General features: G+C 56.2%; 17 protein-coding genes, 2 tRNA genes and 1 rRNA gene. 18 read left to right on the top strand and 2 right to left on the bottom strand.

Translation table 11 applies throughout. The features are described 5' to 3' along the window. The first annotated feature begins 9 nt into the window (after positions 1–9). From rrf to A3GO_RS0116050, 13 genes are all read left to right on the top strand, one after another. A 5S ribosomal RNA gene (gene rrf / locus A3GO_RS0116110) occupies positions 10–125 on the top strand. Positions 126–254: 129 nt separating this feature from the next. Next, positions 255–2084 carry a M61 family metallopeptidase gene (locus tag A3GO_RS0116105; RefSeq protein ID WP_029134281.1) on the top strand — a complete coding sequence of 610 codons (1830 nt, stop codon included), beginning with the start codon at positions 255–257 and terminating at the stop codon, positions 2082–2084. A 24-nt stretch (positions 2085–2108) separates the two neighbouring features. After that, the gene (birA, locus tag A3GO_RS0116100) at positions 2109–3089 is read left to right on the top strand and encodes a bifunctional biotin--[acetyl-CoA-carboxylase] ligase/biotin operon repressor BirA (RefSeq protein ID WP_029134280.1); all 981 of its coding nucleotides are present in this window, start codon (positions 2109–2111) and stop codon (positions 3087–3089) included. Positions 3090–3116: 27 nt separating this feature from the next. Then, positions 3117–3875: a type III pantothenate kinase gene (locus tag A3GO_RS0116095; RefSeq protein WP_037375668.1), complete on the top strand. Its 759-nt coding sequence runs from the start codon at positions 3117–3119 to the stop codon at positions 3873–3875. A 5-nt stretch (positions 3876–3880) separates the two neighbouring features. Then, entirely contained in the window at positions 3881–4795 is a 915-nt protein-coding gene (locus A3GO_RS0116090; protein WP_029134278.1) for an SPOR domain-containing protein, read from the top strand. A gap of 20 nt (positions 4796–4815) precedes the next feature. Beyond that, positions 4816–4891, top strand: a tRNA-Thr gene (locus tag A3GO_RS0116085). 431 nt (positions 4892–5322) lie between these two features. Next, a complete protein-coding gene (gene fusA / locus A3GO_RS0116080; protein ID WP_029134277.1) occupies positions 5323–7401 on the top strand; it encodes an elongation factor G in 2079 nt (692 codons plus the stop codon). A 557-nt stretch (positions 7402–7958) separates the two neighbouring features. Then, complete coding sequence (locus tag A3GO_RS0116075; protein ID WP_029134276.1) at positions 7959–10163, top strand: GGDEF/EAL domain-containing response regulator; 2205 nt, start codon at positions 7959–7961, stop codon at positions 10161–10163. Beyond that, the gene (locus A3GO_RS0116070) at positions 10156–10539 is read left to right on the top strand and encodes a response regulator (protein WP_029134275.1); all 384 of its coding nucleotides are present in this window, start codon (positions 10156–10158) and stop codon (positions 10537–10539) included. Before A3GO_RS0116075 ends, A3GO_RS0116070 begins: the two co-directional genes overlap by 8 nt. A gap of 260 nt (positions 10540–10799) precedes the next feature. Next, positions 10800–11564 carry a ParA family protein gene (locus tag A3GO_RS0116065; RefSeq protein ID WP_029134274.1) on the top strand — a complete coding sequence of 255 codons (765 nt, stop codon included), beginning with the start codon at positions 10800–10802 and terminating at the stop codon, positions 11562–11564. A gap of 88 nt (positions 11565–11652) precedes the next feature. Then, complete coding sequence (locus tag A3GO_RS0116060) at positions 11653–11955, top strand: STAS domain-containing protein (RefSeq protein ID WP_029134273.1); 303 nt, start codon at positions 11653–11655, stop codon at positions 11953–11955. Positions 11956–12118: 163 nt separating this feature from the next. After that, positions 12119–13210 carry a redox-regulated ATPase YchF gene (gene ychF, locus A3GO_RS0116055; RefSeq protein WP_029134272.1) on the top strand — a complete coding sequence of 364 codons (1092 nt, stop codon included), beginning with the start codon at positions 12119–12121 and terminating at the stop codon, positions 13208–13210. Positions 13211–13366: 156 nt separating this feature from the next. Further along, a tRNA-Met gene (locus A3GO_RS0116050) sits at positions 13367–13443 on the top strand. Between the two features lie 454 nt (positions 13444–13897). On the opposite strand, the gene A3GO_RS0116045 is transcribed toward A3GO_RS0116050, so the two are convergent. Continuing rightward, positions 13898–14470, bottom strand: coding sequence for a lipid-binding SYLF domain-containing protein (locus tag A3GO_RS0116045; RefSeq protein WP_029134271.1), 573 nt, complete (start codon positions 14468–14470; stop codon positions 13898–13900). Positions 14471–15122: 652 nt separating this feature from the next. On the opposite strand from A3GO_RS0116045, the gene A3GO_RS0116040 reads away from it, so the two are divergent. Together A3GO_RS0116040 and A3GO_RS0116035 are read left to right on the top strand one after the other, a co-directional pair. After that, positions 15123–16418, top strand: coding sequence for an ammonium transporter (locus A3GO_RS0116040; RefSeq protein WP_029134270.1), 1296 nt, complete (start codon positions 15123–15125; stop codon positions 16416–16418). 257 nt (positions 16419–16675) lie between these two features. Beyond that, the gene (locus A3GO_RS0116035) at positions 16676–17377 is read left to right on the top strand and encodes a response regulator transcription factor (RefSeq protein ID WP_029134269.1); all 702 of its coding nucleotides are present in this window, start codon (positions 16676–16678) and stop codon (positions 17375–17377) included. A 39-nt stretch (positions 17378–17416) separates the two neighbouring features. Here A3GO_RS0116035 and A3GO_RS0116030 read toward each other — a convergent pair whose 3' ends face one another. After that, positions 17417–20140 (bottom strand): cation-transporting P-type ATPase, encoded by a 2724-nt coding sequence (locus A3GO_RS0116030; protein ID WP_037375666.1) that lies wholly within the window; start codon positions 20138–20140, stop codon positions 17417–17419. 358 nt (positions 20141–20498) lie between these two features. Here A3GO_RS0116030 and A3GO_RS0116025 point away from each other — a divergent pair, with 358 nt between their 5' ends. From A3GO_RS0116025 to A3GO_RS0116015, 3 genes are all read left to right on the top strand, one after another. Further along, positions 20499–21932 (top strand): MBL fold metallo-hydrolase RNA specificity domain-containing protein, encoded by a 1434-nt coding sequence (locus A3GO_RS0116025; RefSeq protein ID WP_029134267.1) that lies wholly within the window; start codon positions 20499–20501, stop codon positions 21930–21932. 178 nt (positions 21933–22110) lie between these two features. Continuing rightward, positions 22111–22932, top strand: a complete 822-nt coding sequence (locus A3GO_RS0116020; protein ID WP_029134266.1) for a ferredoxin--NADP reductase — start codon at positions 22111–22113, stop codon at positions 22930–22932. A gap of 9 nt (positions 22933–22941) precedes the next feature. After that, the gene (locus tag A3GO_RS0116015; protein ID WP_029134265.1) at positions 22942–23802 is read left to right on the top strand and encodes an alpha/beta hydrolase; all 861 of its coding nucleotides are present in this window, start codon (positions 22942–22944) and stop codon (positions 23800–23802) included. The last annotated feature ends 3 nt before the right edge of the window (positions 23803–23805 follow it).

Raw genomic sequence — 23805 nt, 5'->3', positions numbered from 1 at the left:
AACAGTTTGCTTGGCGGCCATAGAGCACTGGAACCACCTGATCCCATCCCGAACTCAGAAGTGAAACGGTGTATCGCCGATGATAGTGTGGGGCCTCCCCATGTGAAAGTAGGTCACTGCCAAGCTTTATTCCCAAAACCCCATCCGAGTGATCGGATGGGGTTTTTTTATTCCCCAAATTCCTCCATTACCGGCTCTTCTTTAAGCGCTTAATTTGGTAGAGTGCTGCAAGGATTGCCACGAGCCAAAACTAAATGATCGACTACACAATCAAGCCATTTTCTCCAGAGTCCCATCAGTTTCAGGTAGATCTCGCCATTCAGAATCCTGACCCGGAAGGGCAGCTGGTTTCATTGCCCGCCTGGATACCCGGCAGTTACATGATCCGGGACTTTGCCAGAAATATAGTTTCGCTGAGTGTGTACTGTGGTGAGACGCGGCTGGATGCGGTTAAGCTGGATAAACAGACCTGGCGGCTGCCTGCGTGCAAAGGCCCAATAAAGGTCCGCTATCAGGTTTATGCATGGGATCTATCGGTGCGCGGTGCTCATCTGGATACCACGCACGGCTTCTTTAATGGAACCAGTGTGTTTCTCCGGGTACATGGTCAGGAAGATCAGGCTTGCCTGGTGGATATCAGGCCACCGGATGGCGATATTTATGCCGATTGGCGCCTGGCTACGACCCTGACTTCCTGCGGTGCCCGGCATCTCGCATTCGGAGTATATGGCGCAAGCAGCTACGAAGAACTGATCGACCACCCGGTAGAGATGGGCCGATTTACCCATGCCGTATTTGAAGTGGCCGGCGTTCCCCATGAAGTGGTGATTACCGGTAAACACTATGCTGACATGGAGCGTATCTGTTTTGATCTTCAACGGGTCTGCAGTCAGCATGTGCAGCTTTTTGGTGAGCTGCCGGAAATGGAGCGCTACCTGTTTCTGGTGATGGCGGTGGGTGAAGGTTATGGTGGACTTGAGCACAGGAGTTCTACCGCGCTGATCTGCAAGCGTGATGATTTACCGCAAAAACGCGTGACAGAAATGAGCGACGGCTATCGCCAGTTTCTCGGGCTCTGCAGTCATGAATATTTCCATTTGTGGAATGTCAAACGCATTCGCCCGTTGATATTAAAACAGGCGGATCTGACACGAGAGGCTTATACCTCGCTGCTGTGGTTCTTTGAGGGGGTTACCTCATACTATGACGATCTTGCGCTGGTGAGATCGGGCTGTATTGACCAACGCGGTTATCTCGAATTAGTGGCAAGGACTGTTAGCCGGGTCTATCGGGGTACCGGTCGACTGAAACAATCCGTGGCGGAATCCAGTTTTGATGCCTGGAGCAAATTTTACAAGCAGGATGAAAATGCACCCAATGCCGTCGTCAGCTATTACACCAAGGGCGCATTGATAGCGCTGGTTCTGGATCAGATTATCCGAAGTAAAACAGACGAAAGGCTGTCGCTGGATGACATCATGCGGGAATTGTGGAGCCGTTATGGACGGCGTGACATCGGGCTGGATGAGGATGAAATTGAGCGGGTGGTGGAGAGCTTTACCGGCATCAACCTGAAGGACTATTTTGATGCTGCGGTGCGCGGCTGCGATGACCTGGACCTCGCGGCCAACCTGGATCAGGTCGGTATCGGGTTCAGCTTGCGGCCCGCTAGCGGATCATCAGACCAGGGGGGAATCAAGGAGACTGCCGGAAAGGACAAGGAGTCTGCTCCGCCACGACTGGTGCTGGGGGTGGCCACGCGGATTGACGGGCGGGATGTAGTTATCTCCAACGTATTTGATCAGGGTGCCGCGCAGCGTGCCGGAATCTCAGCGGGTGATGTCTTCGTTGCGATGGATGGCCTGCGTGTGACAGAGTCCAACATGGACAATCTTGTTGCCCGGGCAATCAATGGCACACCGATCGAGGTGCTGGTTTTCCGTCGTGATGAGTTGATGCGTTTTGATGTAACTCCATTACCCGCTGTTGCCAACACCTGTGAGCTCTGGTTCAAGGATGGGGTTGATGCACGGGCGCTCGAACGTCGCCAACGGTGGCTGTCTGGAACGCAGGCCAAGGCATGACAAGCATTGCCCGTGGAGTATGAGATGAACAGTCGCCGACAGCTTTTGCATTTATTGGCGGACGGCCAGTGGCATTCCGGGGAGGCTCTGGCCGGGCGGCTGGGGCTGAGCCGGGCCGCCGTATGGAAACAACTGGGTATATTGCGTGACCAGCTTGGCCTGAATATCCATTCGGTGCGTGGCCGTGGTTACAAATTACCGGAGAAACTGGAGCTGCTGGATGCAGATCGTATCCGCTCGTTACTGGCGAATACCAGCCATGACTGGATAAGTCATATCGAGATACATGACACGATCACGTCAACCAACAGTTACCTCATGGAACAGGCTTCGGCTGTGCTGCAATCCGGACACGTCTGCCTCGCCGAGCGGCAGAGCGAAGGCCGGGGACGGCGCGGCCGCCACTGGGTTTCGCCATTTGGAAGCAACATCTACCTGTCTCTGTTCTGGGCGTATGGACTGGCACCGGCGGCATTGTCCGGCATCAGTCTGGCGGCAGGCCTGGCGGTGATTCGGGCTTTACGCCAGCTAGGGGTCAGTGATATCGGCTTGAAGTGGCCCAATGATATCCTGTGCGGTGACCGAAAGCTGGCAGGGCTACTGCTAGAGGTAACCGGCGAACAGAGCGGACCAAGTCGCGTCGTGCTCGGTCTGGGTATGAATGTGCGGCTTACGGAGGCCGAAGGGGAGTCGATCGACCAGCCGTGGGTGAGTCTCGCGCGGGTGCCTGGTGGGGAGGCGCTCTCCCGCAATCGGATAGTAGCCGCGCTGCTGGATAATCTGGTGACTGTACTGTCACAGTTTGAAGAGCAGGGGTTTAACGCGATGATTTCGGAATGGCGTCAATACGACCTCTACGACGGAAAGCGGGTGTTTTTACAGTTGGGCGCGCGGCAGATCGAAGGGATACATCGAGGTGTGGAGTCAAGCGGGGCGCTGCTGCTGGAGACTGCCGAGGGCGTGCGCGCATACCATGGTGGTGAGGTTTCGCTTCGACCGGCCTGAATCGGCGGTAAGTTGAACGGGTGCTTTATGAAAAGCGACAACATATTACTCATCGATATCGGTAACACCAACCTTAAGTGGTCACTGCTCCAGGCGGGGCGGCGGTCGCCTGTCACGGCAAAAAAGCATCGCGGTGTTACGAGTGATCTCCTGGCGACCCATTGCTGGGCTGATATTCCTCCCCCCGATAAAATATTTCTTGCCAATGTGGCCGGCGCTGAACTGGAGTCCGGTCTGATAAGTTGGATGCAGGGCAGGTGGGGCAGAACCCCTCAGGTGGTTCGGCCTGTTGCGCAAGGATGGGGTGTGATCAATGGTTACCTTGATCCCGGCCAACTGGGAGTTGATCGTTGGCTGACACTGCTGGCGGTTCGCAGGCAGGAACACAGAACGGCCTGCATTGTGGACTGCGGTACCGCGATCACCGTGGACCTGATGGACAGTGGCGGCAGGCATCATGGCGGAATGATCCTGCCGGGCCTCGATCTGATGCGGGAATCACTGCTCCATCAAACGCGAATACCCAGGGTCACCAATGTACCGGTCGACACCCTGTTTGCCCGGGATACCGCCTCCGCAGTGGCCTCCGCGGCCGTCAACTCGGCAGCCGCGCTGATCGAAAGAAGCATGCATCAGGCGGCGGCCTTTTGTGGTGAATCCCCGAGGCTGCTTCTCACTGGAAGTGATGCCGAACGCATCTCAATGCAGTTGGCTATTTCCTTTCAGATTGACCATGAGCTGGTTATGAAGGGGCTGGTTGCGATAGCAGAGACGGCGGCGGGCTAAGCGCGATGAAATGGCTCTTCACTCTTCTGGTATTGGTAAACCTGGCACTTCTTGGCTGGGGCTTACAGCGAGATCCCGATGCAGCGGTCAATTTCCCCAAGGTACGCCCTGGCATTGGACATCTGCAATTGCTTGCGGAGGTCGACAACCCCCTTGCTCAATCTGCTAAAGATCGGGCGGCAGAAGCATCAATGCCCGATGCGGGTAAAATAACGGCCGATCCCGGGAGCGAGACGGCTGAGGTCGTGCCGGCAGAAGAACGGGTTGCACAACAGGAGGTACCCCCCGTTCTGGCGACCGAGGCGCGACAGGAGAGCGATTCAGTGGCGAAGCAAGCTCTGGATGGTTCGCCGAAATCCGCTGTGATAGAGGATCAGGATAATCCGCCCGCGGAACCGGAGACTACAATGCCGGCGACACCCAAGGCAGCGCCCCCGGTGTGTGGCGCCTTTGGGCCGTTTGAGCGGGGAGCCGAGGCGCGGTTACTTGCCGAATCCCTGGCAAGCCAGGGCATGGATACGTCACTGCGGCGGGAATCCATGGAGAAGCCGATCGGCTACTGGGTGATGATACCCCCGATGCAGAGCCAGGAGGCGGCCATTGAAAAGGTGAAGCAGTTACGTGAGAGTGGCATCCAGGATATCCGCCGGTTTGTTAAGGGTGACCAGAAAAACGGCATCTCTTTGGGGGTATTTTCCAACAAGAAAAACGCCCAGAGCAGGCAGCAGGAGATAGCGAGCAAGGGGCATGTTGCAAGCGTGGTGCCGAGACTGATCACGGTTCCCACCTACTGGGTGGATTATCGCTCGGACCAGTCCAGGGTAAACCGTGCAATCGCGAGAATCAGCGAGTCCCAGGGGGCAATAAAAAACGAACAATATCCCTGCTCGCGCGTTGTCACATCAGGTGGGATCTTCTAGAATAGGCCCTCGAAATTTTGGCTGGCGTAGCTCAGTTGGTAGAGCAGCTGATTTGTAATCAGCAGGTCGCGGGTTCGACTCCTGTCGCCAGCTCCATATTCCTTTTTATTCCGGTGAATTGATAACGCATTAAAAAACAATGGGCTGCCGTTGTTTTGCTGCGCTGCCAGCCGCCCCGCCCTGGTTGATGACGGCCTGTATGCGGTCTGCATACTGTTGAAAAAATCTTTCAAAATAGGCAGGAAACTTTAGCACTCGGCCAGGATTTCGGGTTAAAATAACCGGCTATTTATGGCTGGGTTGCCTTGTGCTGCGTTAATTGCAGGGGTTTGGGCAATTCATCTCGTGCTGCCACCAGCATCTGGCACGTTGATCATATTGTTGTCGGTCCGCAGATCGCCCGGGCCAATGACTCAGATGGGGTTGTTTGTGTGGAGGGGTAAAGTCCCTGGCATTCATGCTTCCTGGGTAATCTGTATTGGTGGTCGCCGGATACTAAATTTAATGTCTAACTCTAGAGTACGAACATGACAGATCTAAGCCTTTACCGAAATATCGGTATCTTCGCTCACGTAGATGCTGGTAAAACAACCACCACCGAGCGCATCCTGAAGCTGACAGGTAAGATCCATAAGCTCGGTGAGGTGCATGACGGTGAGTCCACCATGGACTTTATGGATCAGGAGTCCGAGCGCGGTATTACCATCCAGTCTGCTGCTACCTCCTGTTTCTGGAAGGATCACCGCTTCAACGTCATCGATACCCCGGGACACGTGGATTTCACTATTGAGGTGTACCGTTCCCTGAAGGTACTCGATGGTGGCGTTGGCGTATTCTGCGGCTCTGGTGGTGTTGAGCCTCAGTCCGAGACCAACTGGCGCTATGCCAATGACTCCGAAGTGGCACGCATCATCTTCGTCAACAAGCTCGATCGTCTGGGTGCCGATTTCTATCGCGTGGTCAAACAGGTCAAGGATGTTTTGGGTGCGAATCCGCTCGTTATGGTATTGCCGATCGGCGTCGAAGATCAGCTCAAGGGCGTGGTCGATCTGCTGACCCGCAAGGCGTGGGTGTGGGACGAGAGCGGCGATCCGCTGAATTACGAGTTGCAGGATGTTCCTGCTGATATGGTCGACAAGGTTGAAGAGTATCGCGAGATGCTGGTCGAGACCGCTGTCGAGCAGGACGACGACCTGATGGAGAAGTACCTGGATGGCGAGGAGCCTTCCATTGAAGACCTCAAGCGCTGCATCCGCAAGGGTACCATCAAGCTGGACTTCTTCCCGACCTACTGCGGCTCAGCGTTCAAGAACAAGGGTATGCAGTTGATTCTGGATGCTGTGGTGGACTATTTGCCCAACCCGCAGGAAGTTGACCCCCAGCCTGAGGTGGACCTGGAAGGTAACGAGACCGGTAAGTTCGCTATCGTTACTCCCGATGCGCCGCTGCGCGCCCTGGCATTCAAGATTATGGATGACCGTTTTGGCGCCCTGACCTTTGTTCGCATCTATTCCGGTGTGCTGGAAAAGGGTATGACGGTGATGAACTCCTTCACCGGAAAGACCGAGCGTATCGGTCGTATCGTGGAGATGCATGCCGACTCCCGTGAAGAGCTGACCCGTGCCCAGGCCGGTGACATCGTCGCCGTCGTTGGTATGAAGAATGTGAAAACCGGTCACACCCTGTGTGATCCAAAGAACCCCGCCACCCTTGAACCGATGGTGTTCCCGGATCCCGTTATCGCGATTGCCATTGCGCCTAAGGATAAGGCGGCCGTCGAGAAGATGGGCATTGCCCTGAACAAGATGGTCCAGGAGGATCCCTCGTTCTATGTCGAGACCGACGAAGAGAGTGGTGAGACCATCCTGAAGGGTATGGGTGAGCTGCATCTTGATATCAAGATCGATATCCTGCGCCGTACCCATGGCGTGGATGTCAGTGTCGGTAAGCCCCAGGTGGCCTATCGTGAAACCATCACACAGCGTGTGGAAGACAGTTATACCCACAAGAAGCAGTCCGGTGGTTCCGGTCAGTTCGGTAAGATCGACTACATCGTTGAGCCGGGCGAGCCAGGCAGTGGCTTCCAGTTTGAGTCGGTGGTTGTGGGCGGTAATGTGCCGAAAGAGTACTGGCCGGCCATCCAGAAGGGCTTTGCGACCAGCATGGACAAGGGTGTTCTGGCCGGTTTCCCCTGCCTGGATGTCAAGGTCACGTTGGTGGATGGTGGCTTCCATGCGGTTGACTCTTCCGCTATCGCGTTTGAGATTGCCGCCAAGGGCGCTTACCGCCAGTCCATCCCGAAGGCTGCACCGCAGTTGATCGAGCCGATCATGAAAGTGGATGTTTACACCCCGGAAGATCATGTTGGTGATGTGATCGGTGACCTGAATCGTCGTCGTGGCATGATTAAGTCCCAGGATACGGCCGCCACCGGTATTCGTATCAAGGCCGAGGCGCCATTGAGCGAGATGTTTGGCTATATCGGTGATCTGCGTACCATGACCTCCGGGCGTGGCCAGTTCTCGATGGAGTTCTCGCATTATCTGCCCTGTCCCAGAAACGTCGCTGAAGAAGTAATCAAGGAGACGCTGGAAAGAAAGAAATAATCAGCAGAACCAAAGGCCGGGCGATGATCATCATCGCCCGGCCTTTTTTGTTGCCGGTCGGTTTGATGGGTACGTATTGTCTATAATGCTACTGCCAAGCCGGGGATATGCGGGAGTGGTTTTGTCCAGGAATGGACGTGTACTGCAGAGGTCAGCCCTATTGGGTGAGATGCCTGCGGTTTCTGATTTGTCCCCGCCAGCCTGGTTGTAATAAGCGATCACAGGTATGCACGATCGCTGTTTTAGTCTGGGACGGATAGTGGTTGCTGGCCTTTATGCTTAATATTATCAATAAGTTGTCAATTACATCTTGATTTATAGGTTTAATATTCCTTAAAGGTTTTTCGGCCTGGGTCGAGATATGGTGATACAGGTTCTTATTCATGCCGATGTGACGACACGTCTGCCGTTACATCCGGTTCGATATTAATGCATGCTGGTATTTCACCTGAATAATCTTGGTCGGGGGAATGCCTCGGGGAAGCGCATTTTGATCAGTACAACCATCTTGTCTGCATCTGGCCGGTCCACGGGTGGGCGTTGTCGGGACATTCTCTATGAGTGATGATTCTGCCGGAATTGCAACTATTCTGACGATCGACGATGAGCAGGCGATCCGGGAGAGCTTCCATCTCTATCTTGAAGATTACGGATATAGGGTGCTGGAGGCGGAGAACGGTAGAGTTGGCATAGCGTTGTTCGAATCCCAAAATCCTGATCTTGTGCTGGTTGATCTGCGCATGCCGGAAGTGGATGGACTCCAGGTGCTGGACTATGTAGTGAGTAATGCGCCTGATACTCCAATCATCGTCGTATCCGGTACGGGGGTGATTGGCGATGTGATACAGGCGCTACACCTGGGCGCCTGGGACTACATGCTAAAACCGGTTCAGGATCTCTCGGTACTGCTGCATGCGGTGAAGAAAAATTTGGAACGGAGTCGGTTGAGCCGGGAGAACCGGGCCTACCAGCAGCATCTGGAAGATCAGGTCAGGAAACGGACGGCAGAACTACAGCAAGCCAATGAGGAGCTGCGGGAGGCGAACAGGCAACTGACACGGAGCGAAGAGAAGTACCGCTCAATATTTGAGAGTCTTACCGATGTCTATTTCCAGGTAGATCTCAATGGGCTTGTTGAAGAGCTATCACCGTCTATCGTCAATAATCTTAATTATCAACGGGAGCGGATGCTGGGCTGCCGGCTGTGGGATTATTTTGCCGATCCCGCTCACTGCGACAGGATGCTCGACCGGCTTGAGCAGGTCGGCATGGTGAGCGACTTTGAGGCGCTGCTGGTGAGCCGTGACGGCTCAAGGCGGCCCTGTGCCATCACCGCAACCCGTGAACAGTCGCAGTCTGGTGAAGGGCGTATTTACGGCGTATTCCGCGATGTGACTGAACGTAAGCAGGCGGAGGCGAAAATCGAGCATCAGGCGTATCACGATAGCCTTACCAATTTGCCGAACCGGAGCCTGTTGCTGGACCGCCTTGAGCTGACGCTAAATCGTTCCCGGCGTCGCGGCTACGAAGGCGCGCTGCTACTGATCGATCTGGATCGTTTCAAAACGATTAATGATTCACTCGGTCATGGCGTGGGCGACCAGCTGTTGTGTGAGGTTGCGGAACGTCTGGCCAGCATCCTGCGTGAAGAGGATACGGTGGCAAGGATCGGCGGCGACGAGTTTGTTGTGTTGTTGACGGATGTAGGCAGTGATACCCAGTCCACGGCAAGAAAGGCGCAGGGTATCGCGGAGAAAATACGGCATCTGCTTTCGCTCCCGATTCGTATCCGCGATCATGAGCTCTACATTACCCCCAGCATCGGAATCACCCTGTTCCCGATACAGGAGGAAGATGCGGATACGGTCCTGAAACATGGTGATACCGCGATGTACCAGGCCAAGCTGTCAGGAAGAAATGCCATACGTTTTTTCCTGCCGGGAATGCAGGCAGAGGCCGACGAGCGATTGGGCCTGGAGAAGGAACTGCGGCTGGCGATAGCGCGCAATCAGCTAAAACTGTTTTTTCAGCCCCAGATCAATGCTACGGGGGCGGTGTGCGGGGCTGAGGGATTGCTGCGCTGGGAACATCCGGAGCATGGACTGATCATGCCTGACCGGTTTATTCCGGTTGCCGAGGAGACCGGACTGATTCTGCCCATCGGCGACTGGGTGCTGCGCACGGCCTGTCGGTTGATCGCGCGCTGGAGTGATAGTGAGCTGGCAGGATCCCTGGGTCATATTGCCGTTAACGTGAGTCCCTGGCAGTTTAGACAGCCGGATTTTCCGGGGCAGGTGGAACGGATTCTGGCGGATACCGGGGCTGATCCGGGGCGACTCGGCCTGGAACTGACAGAGGGTGTGGTGATTGACAACGTCGCCGACACGGTGGAGAAGATGGCCTCCTTTAAATTGCTTGGTGTGAAAATATCCGTTGATGATTTTGGTACCGGCTATTCTTCTCTCGCGTATCTTAAGAGACTGCCCCTGGATATTCTAAAAATTGACCGAAGTTTCGTTGAAGAGGTGACGGAGGATGAGAGTAATGCGGCGATTGTCGATACCATCATCGCCATTGCCGATCATCTGGGGCTTGAGGTGATTGCCGAGGGTGTTGAAACTCCGGGACAGCTGGAATTCCTGCAGGCAAAGGGGTGTGGTCAATATCAGGGCTACTATTTCAGCAAGCCACTGCCGGTAGAGCAGTTCGAGGCCTACGTGGCCGAGCGGATGAGCAACAAGGGGGTCGTCGGCGTTGTCTGAACCGTTTCGCATTCTGGTTATTGATGACGAGGCATCCATCAGGGAGAGCCTTTGTGCATTTCTTGAGGACTATGACTATGTGGTCGATTCAGCGGAGAGTGCAGAGGAGGCCCTGGAAATGCTGCACCAAGAGCGGTTTGACCTGGCGATTGTGGACATGCGACTGCCCGGTGAAAGTGGTGATGTCTTCATCGTCAAGGCAGCCCGGCTGATGGAAAACCTACGTTTCCTGATACATACCGGATCGGTCGAGTTTCATCTTACCGATACCTTAAAGCAGCAGGGCATCACAGCAGAGCATGTGTATCTCAAACCACTGAATGACCTTACCGTCCTGGTGGAGGGTGTAAGGAACCTGCTGAATAAAAAGAAGTGACCAGAGGCGGCTTTTTTGCCTGGGCACCAGCCGTTTATCTGTACCTTTTATTACCATCCGACTCTTCGACTCCTTTTTGTCTTGATTCCGCATGCCCAGTCCACGGGCCGTTCGCCATGGCAACAGGTGCTGCTGCTCAACTCGTATCAGCAGGGCATGGTCTGGGTAAAGCCTGTGGGGCGAGCATTTGTTAAGATCCCGGGATTGGAACAGTATCTTTCTAAAGCTCGTGCTACAGTCACCATGAAAGTGGAATAAGCATGTACACCATTGCCGTTTTTAACAACCAGAAAGATGCCGGTAAGACGGCCATAACAATAAATCTTGGGCATGCCCTTGCGTTGGCCGGTCACCAGGTGACACTGGTGGATTTTGATCCTGCCGGTGACCTGTCGGCAGGGCTGGGACTGTTCAGGCAGCCCACTCAGGGTATCGACCAGGTGTTACTGGAGGCTCTCGATATGGAGTCTGTGGCGATCAGCACCCGGAATGAACTGCATCTGCTCCCGGCGGGCGTCAGGCTGGGGGAGCTCGAACAGGAACACGGACAAACCGGAATACAGCGGGGGCTGTTGCTGCAACAGGCCCTGGCCAGGGGGATGGTCGACCAGGAGTTCATGATTTTTGATTGCCCCTCCCGATCCGGGCTGCTTACGGCGAATGCACTGCTGGGGGTGGATATGGCGCTGATGCCGGTGACCGGGGACGAGGTCGGGGCGACCGGGCTACCGCATCTGCTGGAGACGGTCCGGCGGTTTGGCGCCAGCAGGGGGCGGGCGCTTGACTATGCCGTGCTGATGAATCGCATACCGTCGCGACGTCGCTTAACTGGTGCCGCAGCGTCAAAGTTTTCCAGTCTTGCGCCGGGCCACTTTTTAAAATCCGTGATTTGTCAGTCCGATCTGATCAACGAATCCAGAAGCATCGGCAGAACGGTTTTTGAGTACCGCCCCAACAGTCGATCCGTTGCCGATTTCAGGCAGCTTGCCAGAGAGCTGCTGATGCGCGTCCGCCAAGGCGGGTAAGAGATTACCACGGCTGTTGGTGGCCTTTTAAGCGGGTAATATTGTGCTACTAAGCACAACGGTTTGGTGCTGCCAGGAGGAACGGTTAATGGGCATTGTCGTGGTAGATTCAAAAGACGAGCAACAAGTTCTGCTCAAAGTGACCGGGCGATTTGATTTCTCCAGTCATCATGAATTCTCATCGGCATATGAGCAGTTCCCTAAAGGTGAGTGGCAGTTTACGGTCGACCTTTCAGCTACAGAGTATATGGACAGCTCTTCCATGGGCATGCTGCTACAGCTCAAGGAGCATGCTTGCGGAGAAAAGCCGGTCTCCCTGGTCAATCCCAGCGACGCCGTCCGGGAGATTCTGCAGATTGCCAGCTTGGACAAGCTGTTCGTGATTGTCTGAACGACTGTATGGGCAAGGTATAATGCGCTGCCTATCCGATACTTGGTGGAATACCGGAAATGCCCGGTTTTTATCGTCTGATGCGGCTTAAACAGCCGCTACAGGCTAGAAACTCACCGTCAATTACCCTATCCTTGCCCTTTTTCTGTCGGGGCAACACAGCATGGGTTTTAAATGTGGCATCGTCGGCTTGCCGAATGTGGGCAAATCGACGCTTTTCAATGCGTTGACACAAGCCACTATCGCGGCTGAAAACTATCCTTTTTGTACCATTGATCCCAATGTCGGCGTGGTCCCGGTAGCCGATCCCAGGCAGAACGAGCTGGCGAAGATCGTCAAACCGCAGAATATCATTCCGACCACCATGCAGTTTGTCGATATTGCCGGGCTGGTGGAGGGCGCTTCCAGGGGGGAAGGGCTGGGCAACAAGTTTCTCGCCAATATCCGCGAGACGGACGCCATCTGTCACGTCGTGCGCTGTTTTGAAGATGATGATGTGGTCCATGTCGCAGGCAAGATCGACCCGCTGTCGGATATTGAGATCATCAATACCGAACTGGCACTGGCCGATATGGAGTCGGTGGAGAAGGCGCTGCTGAAGGTGGTGAAACAGGCCCGGACCGGGGACAAGCAGGTGCTGTCACAGAAAGAGCTGCTGGAGGCGGTCAAGGCGCACCTGGATACGGGTGAGCCGGTACGCTCCATGGCGCTTAGCCGGGATCAGAGGCAGGCCTTACGTGATCTGCACCTGCTGACTATCAAGCCAACCCTTTATATCGCCAACGTGGCCGACAATGGGTTTGTCGACAACCCGCTATTGACCGCGGTGGAGGCGCTGGCGGAGCGTGAAGGCGCTGGCGTGGTCGCCGTTTGCGCTGCTATCGAGGCGGAACTGGCGGAACTCGATGATGCAGAGCGGCAGGAGTTTCTCGCCGACATGGGGCTGGAAGAGCCGGGTCTGGATCGGGTGGTGCGCGCCGGTTACAGCCTGCTAGGGTTGGAAACCTATTTCACGGCCGGCGTAAAAGAGGTGCGAGCCTGGACCATTCCTGTGGGCGCCACGGCACCTCAGGCGGCTGGCGTGATTCATACGGACTTTGAGCGGGGGTTCATCCGCGCCGAAGTGATTGCCTATGACGACTTCATCGCCTGTCACGGTGAACAGGGGGCCAAGGAAGCCGGCAAGTTACGGCTGGAGGGAAAGGATTATGTGGTGCAGGACGGCGATGTGATTCACTTCCGATTCAACGTATGAAAGCGTCCGCCATGGCAATCAGCGCCTGCTCTGGGTGTGACCTGTCAAAATCTAAGTTTATCAGTAAGATAGGCTGCGTTATTTCAGACTGCAGCTACTAATGGCATGTTTTGAATTGACAGGTGGGGGAAGCCCCGGTATATTTCCCCGCCTTCTGGCTACGTAGCTCAGTCGGTTAGAGCGACGGACTCATAACCCGTAGGTCGGTGGTTCAATTCCACCCGTAGCCACCATATAGAGGCCCCATGGCAATTGCCATGGGGCTTTTTTTAGGCTCTGTCCCAGTTAACTGTTGCCTGAGAAGTGGCGATTTTGTAGGAGCGGATTTATCCGCGAAATTCGCGGCTGAAGCCACTCCTACCGCTACGCTTGGCCGCCGGGGAGGGGGTTAACCTGTAGGAGGCCCGCCACGGGCCGAATTGGCGGCGAGGCGCCGCTCCTACCGGGAGAATCGCCAAGCTAAGCCAAAACAACACCAACAACTAATTGGGACATAGGCTTTTTTATATCCGTGGATGGTGCGGGTGGAAAGCCGTATATAAAGGTCGATGCATACCGCAGAGGCCTGCTAAATGAGCCGAGCCCAGCGGGCGCCGCCAAGATGGTGGCGGGGATGGCGCGCTTTGGGGCCCAAGAGCCGGTCGATGAGCGGGAGCGCCGTTGTTCGGCGGCATGCACAGGCACCAACTAGCGTGCCGGATCGAAGCTGAATTTCTGTCCGCCGATGGTGGCCTCATACATCAGGCCGCCCTTGGGCATGGTAAAGATGGCGACGCCGTTGTCATAGTCCGCGTCGACGGAAGCGCCCGCGGTCACCGCCACGGCGGATGCCTGGGCGTTGAATTCAAAGTTTCCGCTGGTGAAGTCATCCAGCGAATGTTTGTCCTTGAAGAAGATGATCTCGGTATAGGCCTGTCCGCCAAGCTGGAATCCGATAGTTAACTGGGAGAGGCTGGAGGTGCCGATGAACCGCCCCTGCCGATAGACTTCGCCCTCGCCGTAGGCTCCCCCGAGTCCCATGCCGGCCTTACCGACCGTGGGAAATATGGCATAGCCGTAGGCCTTGCTGAAAAACAGCTTCAGGCTGGGGTCCTTGGTCTTGAGGCGGTTGATTGCTTCATCCACCGAGCGGTTGCCGGTGTTGCTGTTGCTGGAGCCGCGCTCTTCGCGCGGGTCCCAGCCTGCCTTAACGGGCTGGATTAAAGGGATGAGGATCAGCGTGATCAGGGCGAACAGTGTGGTGGTACTTCTACGATTCATAAACCTTCATCCCGTGTTGTTTTTTCTGCAGCACTATTTAAGCACAGAATGGCAGTCGAGAGGTGTGCACAGGCGGCACCATGAGAGCCGGTAGCCCGGTTGATATGAATATTTTTTGAAAGATGGAAACTTTTATCGATTGTCCCGGTCTTTATTACCGATGCTGAGAGTATTCAGACGGCATCAGCGATAGAAGTGTACTTTTGTTCATTTAGGACTCCCCTTCAGGCATTTAGTCTGATTTATAGCCGCCCTCTCCCCGGGCGGTTTTTTTTGTCCAGGGATGGAGGAGATAGAGCGAAGCAGGAAGCCCGCCGAGGCCAGGGATGGTCGGGCGCGGCCCCGCCACTCAGGCTGAGTGACGGGGCCTTTGTCTTTCCTGCCTCCCAAAAGGTGGCCGGGTGTTTTGCGCCTGCGCCTGTAGTTTGCACATTATTGGTGCGTAGCCGGGTCTGGCTCGCCTCTTAACTGTGCACGCTCTGGTTGTTTATGGGGCGTCGTCCATCTATCTCTATGTTTTTTCAATTATTTATTCATGGGCATGGATCGTGCATTTAGCAGGGACAATCTGTCGGCTGAGGTCGATGGTCACTGTTTTTTCTGCGACGGGCACTGATGGCGGGTGCCGTTTTTTATGTTGGGGAGTGATGTAATGAAAAAACCTCTATTGATGGTATTCCTGTCGGGTCTTCTGCCCGGAATGGTTCAGGCTGAGGAGGCAGCCCTGAATGGCGCCAATACCGCATGGATACTCACATCGACGGCGTTGGTCCTGTTCATGACGCTGCCTGGCCTGGCGCTGTTCTATGGGGGGCTGGTGAGGACCAAGAATGTACTCTCTGTATTGATGCAGTGTTTTGCCATTGCCGGCGCGGCTTCCATCCTCTGGCTGGTATTTGGTTACAGCCTCGCCTTCGGTGAAGGGAATGGCTGGATTGGTGATTTCAGTAAAGTAATGCTGGCGGGTATTGGACGTGAATCGCTTGCTGGCGATATCCCCGAGTCGCTCTTTATGCTGTTTCAGATGACCTTTGCCGTGATTACACCGGCATTGATTATCGGCGGCTATGCGGAGCGCATGAAGTTCTCCGCCATGCTGCTGTTCAGCTGCATCTGGCTACTGGTGGTGTATGTACCGATCACCCACTGGGTCTGGGGAGGCGGCTGGCTGCAGCAGATGGGACTGTTCGATTTTGCCGGTGGTGTGGTGGTGCATATCACGGCGGGTGTCGCCGCCCTGGTGGCCGCCCTGGTGCTGGGACCGCGCAAGGGCTTTCCGACAACCGCCATGCCGCCGCACAATCTGCCCATGACCGTGACCGGTGCCGGTATGCTCTGGGTAGGGTGGTTTGGATTTAACGGTGGCAGTGCCTTGGCGGCCAACGGGGATGCCGCGATGGCGATGCTGGCCACCCATATTGCAGCGGCAACGGGCGCCATGACCTGGTCGGTCATTGAGTGGAAACGGTTCGGTAAGCCGAGCGTTCTGGGGGCGGTTACCGGTATGGTGGCGGGGCTGGGTACCATTACACCGGCCTCGGGCTTTGTGGGTCCCGGTGGGGCATTGATCATCGGCCTGCTGGCCGGTGGCGTCTGTTTCACGGCGACGCAGTACATCAAGCGGGTACTCAAGATTGATGATTCACTGGATGTGTTCCCGGTGCATGGCATTGGCGGCATCATGGGCACGCTGCTGGCGGGTGTGCTTTCATCGACCGAATTGGGTGTCTTCAGTGGTTTCGGCTTTGCCGAGGGTATCGACAGCATGGGTGGGCAGTTTACCGTCCAGTTCACCGGCGTGGTGGTTGCCATTCTGTTTACGGCATTGGCCACCTATCTGATTCTGCGACTGGTGGCCGTGCTGACCAGTGGTTTGCGTGTCACTGAAGAACAGGAGGTTGTGGGCCTGGATATCTTCAGCCATGAAGAGTCCGGGTATAACTACTGATCAGATCGGGGCGGTGCGGACGGGCCGCCCCTGATTGGCTCGCACTTTCAGCGTGAGCCAAAACGGCCGGTGACGGCGTTGGATGTGCTGAAACAGCATGATGCCCGATACTATTGGCACCATGGCCGGTGGAAATCACCAGGTATCTGCAGGGCTGCTGCGCGGCAGCTTAGTACATCCCGTCTGAAGTGATATGATTGTTGTGACTCTGCTTGTTGAGTTGTATCCCGTGTATCGTCCGGTTTGTGAGGTTGGGTGTGCGTATCGCCATATTGGAGGACAACCAGGACCAGCGCAGGCTGATCCAGCTCTGGCTGGAAGAGGCGGGGCATCACTGTCATCCGCATGCCGATGCCGCCGCTTTTCAACGCAGCCTGAAGCGCAGCAGTTTCGATCTGCTGGTGATTGACTGGGAACTGCCGGTTTCGTCCGGGATTGAGGTGCTGGCGTGGGTGAGAGGCCATATCGACTGGCACATCCCGGTTTTGTTCATGACCGCCCGGGATTCCGAGGCGGATATTGTCCACGCCCTGGAACAGGGGGCGGATGACTACATCATCAAACCCGCGTCGCAAGCGGTGACTCTGGCGCGGATAAACGCCTTGGCCCGCCGCTTGGGCAGCCCGCAGCGTTCCCATGAGCCGCTCGCCTTTGGCGACATCTCGATCGATATCGAGAAAGGCGAAATCCAGGTCGGCGGATGCCGCTGTGAGTTGACGGAGCGGGAGTTTCAGCTGGCCGTCATGCTGTTTAACAATGTCGGCAGACTCATTTCCCGGGATCACCTGCTGGAGAATATCTGGGGCATTACTGCCAATATTGCCACCCGGACGGTGGATACCCATGTCAGCCGGTTAAGGCAGAAGCTGCAGCTGACGCCCGAGCATGGCTGGCAGCTGAAGGCTATCTATCAGCATGGCTACCGGCTGGAGCATCTGAACGAGCCCCCAATTGCCTGAACAGGGCGGTATCCGTTCCCCGCAGTTGCGCCGCTACCGTTAATGGAAAAACCGCCTTACCACCAGCTTTTCCAACTCCACCAGCAAAAACAGCAGCACCCCCGCCGCAATGATTCGCAGCCACGCGTCGGCCGGCAGTGGGGCGGAACGGAAGAACAGTTGCATCATCGGCAGATAAGTGAACAGCAACTGGAACAGTGAGACGATGAGGATAGCGATCAGGACATAGCGGCTGCCGAGCAGGCCATTCCGGTTGAGCACCGGCGCGATGATGTAGCGCGTGTTGAGCAGATAAAATATCTCCGCCACGACCAGGGTATTCACCGCCACGGTACGCGCGATTTCGATGCTGGAACCGGCGTTGCGCTCCCAGATAAACAGGCCGAATGTCGCCAGCACCATCAGCACGGAAACAAACAGGATTCGCCAGACCATAAAAGGTGAGAGCAGCGAGTCCCGTGTGTTGCGGGGGCGGCGCTGCATGATATTGGCTTCAGCCGGCTCAAACGCCAGGGAGAGTGCCAGGGTCACGGCGGTGATCATGTTGACCCAGAGGATCTGTGCCGCTGTCACCGGTAACAGTCGCCCAAAGGCGATGGCTGCCAGGATGGTCAGCGCCTCGCCGCCGTTGGTCGGCAGGATGAAGAGGATGGACTTCTTGATGTTGTCATAGACGGTCCTGCCCTCTTCGATTGCCTTGACGATGGAGGCGAAGTTGTCGTCGGCCAGTACCATTTCGGCGGATTCCTTGGCCGTTTCGCTTCCCTTGATACCCATGGCAACGCCAATGTCGGCGCGCTTCAGGGCCGGGGCGTCGTTCACCCCGTCGCCGGTCATGGCCACCACCAGTCCATTTTTCTGCAGCGCCTTGACCAGGCGCAGCTTCTGTTCCGGGCTGGTGCGGGCAAACACATTGTTATCGCGGGCTTTCTCGCTGAGCAACGCCTCATCCATGGACTCCAGTTCCGAGCCGGTGAGTGAGTTGTCGGCGTCCTTGATCCCCATGTTGTTGGCGATGGCCCGGGCGGTGGTGACATGATCCCCGGTGATCATTTTTACCTGGATCCCGGCAGAGTAGCAGCGTGTTATCGCCTCAATCGCTTCCTGACGCGGTGGGTCGACGATACCGATCAGTCCCAGCAATATCAGGTCCCCCTCCACATCCTGGAAATTAAGCGTCCGTTGCGCCTGATCCACCGGGCGCATGGCGACGGCCAGGGTGCGTTGTCCGCGACCGGCGATGATCTCGGTCTGTTCGGCCCAGAATGCCGGGTCGATCGGCTGCGGGCCGTTGCTGGTGAATTGGCTGACACACCGGGGCAGGATGGTTTCGCTGGCACCCTTTATATAGATGCAGCCCTGCCCGGTATGATCATGGTGCAGTGTCGCCATGAAGCGGTGTTCCGACTCGAACGGGATTACATCCGTCCGCGGCATCTGCTCGGCCAGCAGTGCCTGCTCAAATCCGCCCTTCATACCCAGGACCACGAGTGCACCCTCCATCGGGTCACCGTGTAGTCGCCAGCCACCTTCCTGCTCTGTCATCGTCGCATCGTTACAGAGCATGGCAGCGCGACAGCAGGCGCTGAGCAAGGGGTGGGCGGGATCCCGGGCATTACCGTCCCGATCAACAAACTCCCCATGAGGATCATAGCCGCTACCCTCCACCTCGAAGGCCGCGTCCGCGAACACGAGTGACTGGACCATCATCTCATTTCGGGTCAGTGTGCCGGTCTTGTCGGAGCAGATCACGTCGACCGAACCGAGGGTCTCAACTGCCGGCAGGCGCCGGATAATGGCATTTCTGGCCGCCATGCGCTGCACCCCGATGGCCAGGGTGATGGTGATAATGGCGGGAAGCCCTTCCGGAATCGCCGCCACCGCCAGCCCCACGGCGGCCAGAAACATCTCTTCCAGCGAATTGCCGTGCACCAGGATGCCGAACAGGGCGGCAACCAGGGCGATCGCCAGGATGGCGATTGAGAGCCCGCTGGCAAATTGCCCCATCTGCCGGGTCAGCGGCGTGCTCAGGACCTCGACCTGCGCCAGCAGGGTGCTGATTCTGCCGATCTCACTCTGTTCGCCGGTGGCGACCACCAGGCCCGTTCCCTGTCCAAAGGTGACCAGTGTGCCGGAATAGGCCATGCAGTCTCGATCACCCAGGGGAGCATCGGGGGCGACGGGATCAATGCTTTTTTCCACCGGCAGCGACTCGCCGGTGAGCATCGCCTCGTCAATACGCAGATTGCGGATATGAAACAGCCGCAGATCCGCCGGAACCCGGTCCCCGGACTGGATGAATACCAGATCTCCTGGAACGATCTGCTCGGCCGGCAGGGTGAATCTTTTACCGTCCCGGATAACCATGGCCTGGGGTGAAAGCATGTTGCGCACGGCTTCCAGCGCCCGCTCGGCCTTGCCCTCCTGGATAAAGCCGATAATCGCGTTGATGATCACGACACCGAAAATCACTCCGGAATCGACAAAATGGCCCATGGCGGTAGTCACGGCACCTGCCACCAGCAGGACATAGATCAATACGTTTTGAAACTGTTCCAGAAAGCGTGCCAGCGCACTGCGGGCAGCCGGTGGATTCAGTCGGTTCGGACCGTACTGGGCCCGGCGCTGCTCCACTTCAGACGGACTCAATCCCCCTTCATGGCTGAAGAGGAGCTGGAAAACCTCGCTCGTCTCCCTGGTGTGCCAGTTGGCTGTTGCTGTGTCCGGTCTATTTTTTTCTTGGTGTTTGTGATTTGCAGTCATTATCAGAGCCGAGGATCCGTGTGGTGGATAGTGTCACGATGTAAGAACAGTCTAGGAGTCTGTCGGACTTAACACTGATCTACTGCGGAAAAGCCGGATTTGGCCATATTTTCCGATCTTCCTCGTTGAATAGGTCCACTATTTGCCTCGAAAGATCAAAAAATCTGTCTCAAATCGGCTTTCCCTCGCGACGATCGGTCAAGCCCGACAAACTCCTAGTAGAATCATGATACAACTGTCGCCATTACTGATTGACAGGAGTCAACAATTATACGCTGTGGTAGGACGACAGGCCGCATCCTGTATATGATTGCCATGAGTGGTATGGGTTCTTGTTCTACTACCGGAGGGAGTGCGGGTGAGTACATTGACATTTTATGGTGCGGCTCAACGGGTGACCGGTTCTTGCTATCTCATCAGAAGCGGGCAACAGCAGATATTGCTGGAATGCGGCATGTTGCAGGGAGAAAACAACAATAAAAAAGGCGGTAAAGGGAAAAAATCAACCAACAAAGAGGAGAGTGCGCCCCCCTTTCCGTTCTCCGTGAGTGAGATTGATGCGGTAATCATCTCCCATGCCCACCTGGATCATTCAGGTATGCTGCCCCTGTTGGCGAAACAGGGCTATAACGGCCCGATCTACATGACCCTGCAAACCCAGGCGCTGCTGCCGACCATGCACAAGGATGCTGCGTTCCTGCAGCAGAAGGATGCCGAGTGGGAGAACAAGCGCCGGGCCCGGGCCGGAAAAAGAGCCATAGAGCCCCTCTATGACATGGATGACGTGGAACGGGAACTGGCCCTCTGTGAGGGCATGGCCTATGGCACCGTGTCGGAGATCCTGCCCGGTATTCGGCTCTGTTTCCGTGAGGCCGGGCATATCCTGGGTTCGGCCATCGTTGAATTGTGGATCGAGGACAAGGGAGAGACCCGGAAGCTGGTATTTTCGGGCGACCTGGGTAACAGCCAGGCGCCCCTGATGCGGGATCCGGCCGTTATCACCGAGGCCGACCTGTTACTGCTGGAATCGACCTATGGCAATCGCGATCACCAGCCGCTGGACCAGACCCTGAGCGAGTTCAGCGCGGCACTGGATGCGGCGGCACAGAGTGGCGGCAATGTGCTCATCCCATCCTTTGCCGTGGGCCGGACCCAGGATCTGATCTATCACCTTGGCCAGCTCTATCACTCGGGCCAGCTGAAACAGAACAATATCTTTATCGACAGTCCGATGGCCACCAGTATCAGTGAGATTTATGAACAGAACACCCGGCTGTTCAATAAGGATGACCCGGAATTTCGCGAGATCATGACTCATGACTGGCAGCAGTGGCTGCCGATCCTGCGTTTCACCCGCAGCGTCGAGGAGTCAATGGCGCTCAACAAGATTGCCGGTGGCGCCATCATCATCGCCGGCAGCGGCATGTGTCACGGCGGGCGTATCCGTCACCACCTGAAGTACAACCTCTGGCGCAAGAATACCCACCTGATCATTGTCGGCTTTCAGGCCCGTGGTACGCTCGGCAGGCTGCTGGTGGACGGGGTGAAAAAAGTAAAGATCCTCGGTAGTGAAATTGCCGTGAAGGCGCAGGTCCACACCCTGGGTGGCTTCTCCGCCCATGCCGGGCAGTCCCAGTTGCTGGCGTGGGCCGGCCATATGCGCAAGGCCATGCCCCGTCTCTACCTGGTTCATGGCGAGAGTGAGAGCATGCTTGCCCTGCAGAAACGGTTCGTCGAGGAATATAACTGGGATGCGTCGATTCCTACACTGGGAGAGGTGATCCATTTCTAGGAGTCTGTCCGGCTTTTCCGCAGCAGATCATTGTTAAGTCTGACAGACTTCTAGACGCTGGCAATGATATGACCGGGGGTATTTGACATCGCCGGCATAATGGTATCGAATGAAACTAATTTACCCGGGCTGGTGGCCGGGTATGTTTGTATTGGATCAGACATTTCAAAAAAAACAGATGAAAACAAGTAAGTTCAGTTATAACGCTACCGTGAGTCGATGTATTGAAGTTACCGGAGAGATCCGCATCCTGCAGGTGCGCCTGGATCAACCGGGATTTAAATTCAAGGCCGGGCAGTACACCATGCTGGGACTGCTCCAGGACGAGCCGAGGATTCCCGAGGCGCAGCCCGAGGATAACGGCGCCGAGCCGGGTGGCGATCCGATGATCAGAAGGGCCTACTCCATTGCATCAGGCAGTACTCAGCAGGAGTATCTGGAGTTTTACGTTTCAATCGTCTCTTCGGGTGCCCTGACCCCGCGGCTGTTCGCCCTGCAAGAGGGTGACCGGCTCTATGTGGCGGAAAAATCCAAGGGGCTGTTTACCCTGGACCGGGTGCCGGTCGAAAGTAATGTCCTGCTGGTAGGTACCGGTACCGGTCTGGCGCCCTACGTCAGTATGCTGCGCAGCGAAGTGCTGGCGAACCGGGACCGGCGTATCGCGGTGCTGCACGGCGCCAGTTTCTCCTGGGACCTGGGTTATCGCCGCGAGCTGGAGTCGCTGTCCCTCTACAATGATCACTTCAGCTATATCCCCACCATCTCCCGCCCGCATGTCGATAAGGACTGGCAGGGATTTACTGGCAGGCTTCCTCCGTTTCTGGACGATCCTACGCTGGAAGAGCTGTGTGGTTTTGCGCTCGAACCGGGGCCGAGCCATGTCTTGCTCTGTGGCAATCCCGCCATGATCGAAGATGCAACGGTACGGCTTGAGGCGCGGGGCTATCAACAAAAGCGTCCCCGTGAACCCGGCAATCTGCATATGGAAAAGTACTGGTAGGGGTTGCTGATGCTTTCAGGCAGAACAGCCAGCGCGGAAGTGAATGGCATCTCCCTGAGTTACCGGGAGTGGCCCGGTCAGGGTAAAACCATCATCTGTCTGCCCAGTTTCGCCGCCCACAAAGGAAGTTTTGATCAACTTGGTGCCGCCCTTTCCCCGCGCTATCGAGTGATGGCCATGGATCTGCGCGGTCGTGGTGACAGTGATAAGCCGGAGGAAGGCTACGGCTTTGCTTATCATGTGAGCGATATTTTGGCACTGACCCGGCAGTTGGGTGTGGAGGCCTTTTCCATTGTGGGGCACTCCTTTGGCGCCACGGTGGGGACCTATCTCGCCTCGATACGCCCTTCTCTGGTGGAGGCCATTGTTCTGCTGGAGGGAGGGGCGGATCCGACGGAGCGGGTACTTGAGGCGATACGTCCCAGCCTGGTTCATCTCGAATCACCCTATCCCTCCATGGATGTCTATCTAGAGGCGATGCGGGCGATGCCGTTTTACGGGCGACAATGGGGCGGAATGCTGGAGAACTACCTGCGGGAGGATGTCTATCTGCTTGAGGATGGGGCGGTACAACCGAAGGCCTCGGCACAAGGGCTGCACAAGGATCTGGATCTGCACTTTCTCTACAGCATGTGCCTGCACTTTCCCGCCATGTCGTGTCCGGCTTTGTTTGTCCGTGCGGATGAAGGGCTGATAGATGCCAGGCGCGGACATATCTTCACAGAGGCGGAAACCGAAGCCATCGTCCGCTGGATACCCAAGGGGCAGCGGCTGGATATTGCAGGGGTTAATCATTTCACCCTGTTGCTGAATGACCATAACCCCCTGGCCGGTCCCGTGAAATCGTTTTTCGATCAGAATTTGCGTTAGCAG

The sequence above is a fragment of the Sedimenticola selenatireducens DSM 17993 genome (assembly GCF_000428045.1).
Classification (GTDB): domain Bacteria; phylum Pseudomonadota; class Gammaproteobacteria; order Chromatiales; family Chromatiaceae; genus Sedimenticola; species Sedimenticola selenatireducens.
The sequence above is the reverse complement of the archived record's forward strand: the minus strand, read 5'-3'. Positions and strand labels throughout refer to the sequence as shown.

What these genes read in the sequence shown, in the direction of transcription:
- A3GO_RS0116105 (WP_029134281.1), top strand. Translation starts at nt 255, where the DNA reads ATGATCGACTACACAATCAAGCCATTTTCTCCAGAGTCCCATCAGTTT.
- birA (WP_029134280.1), top strand. Translation starts at nt 2,109, where the DNA reads ATGAACAGTCGCCGACAGCTTTTGCATTTATTGGCGGACGGCCAGTGG.
- A3GO_RS0116095 (WP_037375668.1), top strand. Translation starts at nt 3,117, where the DNA reads ATGAAAAGCGACAACATATTACTCATCGATATCGGTAACACCAACCTT.
- A3GO_RS0116090 (WP_029134278.1), top strand. Translation starts at nt 3,881, where the DNA reads ATGAAATGGCTCTTCACTCTTCTGGTATTGGTAAACCTGGCACTTCTT.
- fusA (WP_029134277.1), top strand. Translation starts at nt 5,323, where the DNA reads ATGACAGATCTAAGCCTTTACCGAAATATCGGTATCTTCGCTCACGTA.
- A3GO_RS0116075 (WP_029134276.1), top strand. Translation starts at nt 7,959, where the DNA reads ATGAGTGATGATTCTGCCGGAATTGCAACTATTCTGACGATCGACGAT.
- A3GO_RS0116065 (WP_029134274.1), top strand. Translation starts at nt 10,800, where the DNA reads ATGTACACCATTGCCGTTTTTAACAACCAGAAAGATGCCGGTAAGACG.
- A3GO_RS0116060 (WP_029134273.1), top strand. Translation starts at nt 11,653, where the DNA reads ATGGGCATTGTCGTGGTAGATTCAAAAGACGAGCAACAAGTTCTGCTC.
- ychF (WP_029134272.1), top strand. Translation starts at nt 12,119, where the DNA reads ATGGGTTTTAAATGTGGCATCGTCGGCTTGCCGAATGTGGGCAAATCG.
- A3GO_RS0116045 (WP_029134271.1), bottom strand. Translation starts at nt 14,470, where the DNA reads ATGAATCGTAGAAGTACCACCACACTGTTCGCCCTGATCACGCTGATC.
- A3GO_RS0116040 (WP_029134270.1), top strand. Translation starts at nt 15,123, where the DNA reads ATGAAAAAACCTCTATTGATGGTATTCCTGTCGGGTCTTCTGCCCGGA.
- A3GO_RS0116030 (WP_037375666.1), bottom strand. Translation starts at nt 20,140, where the DNA reads ATGACTGCAAATCACAAACACCAAGAAAAAAATAGACCGGACACAGCA.
- A3GO_RS0116020 (WP_029134266.1), top strand. Translation starts at nt 22,111, where the DNA reads ATGAAAACAAGTAAGTTCAGTTATAACGCTACCGTGAGTCGATGTATT.
- A3GO_RS0116015 (WP_029134265.1), top strand. Translation starts at nt 22,942, where the DNA reads ATGCTTTCAGGCAGAACAGCCAGCGCGGAAGTGAATGGCATCTCCCTG.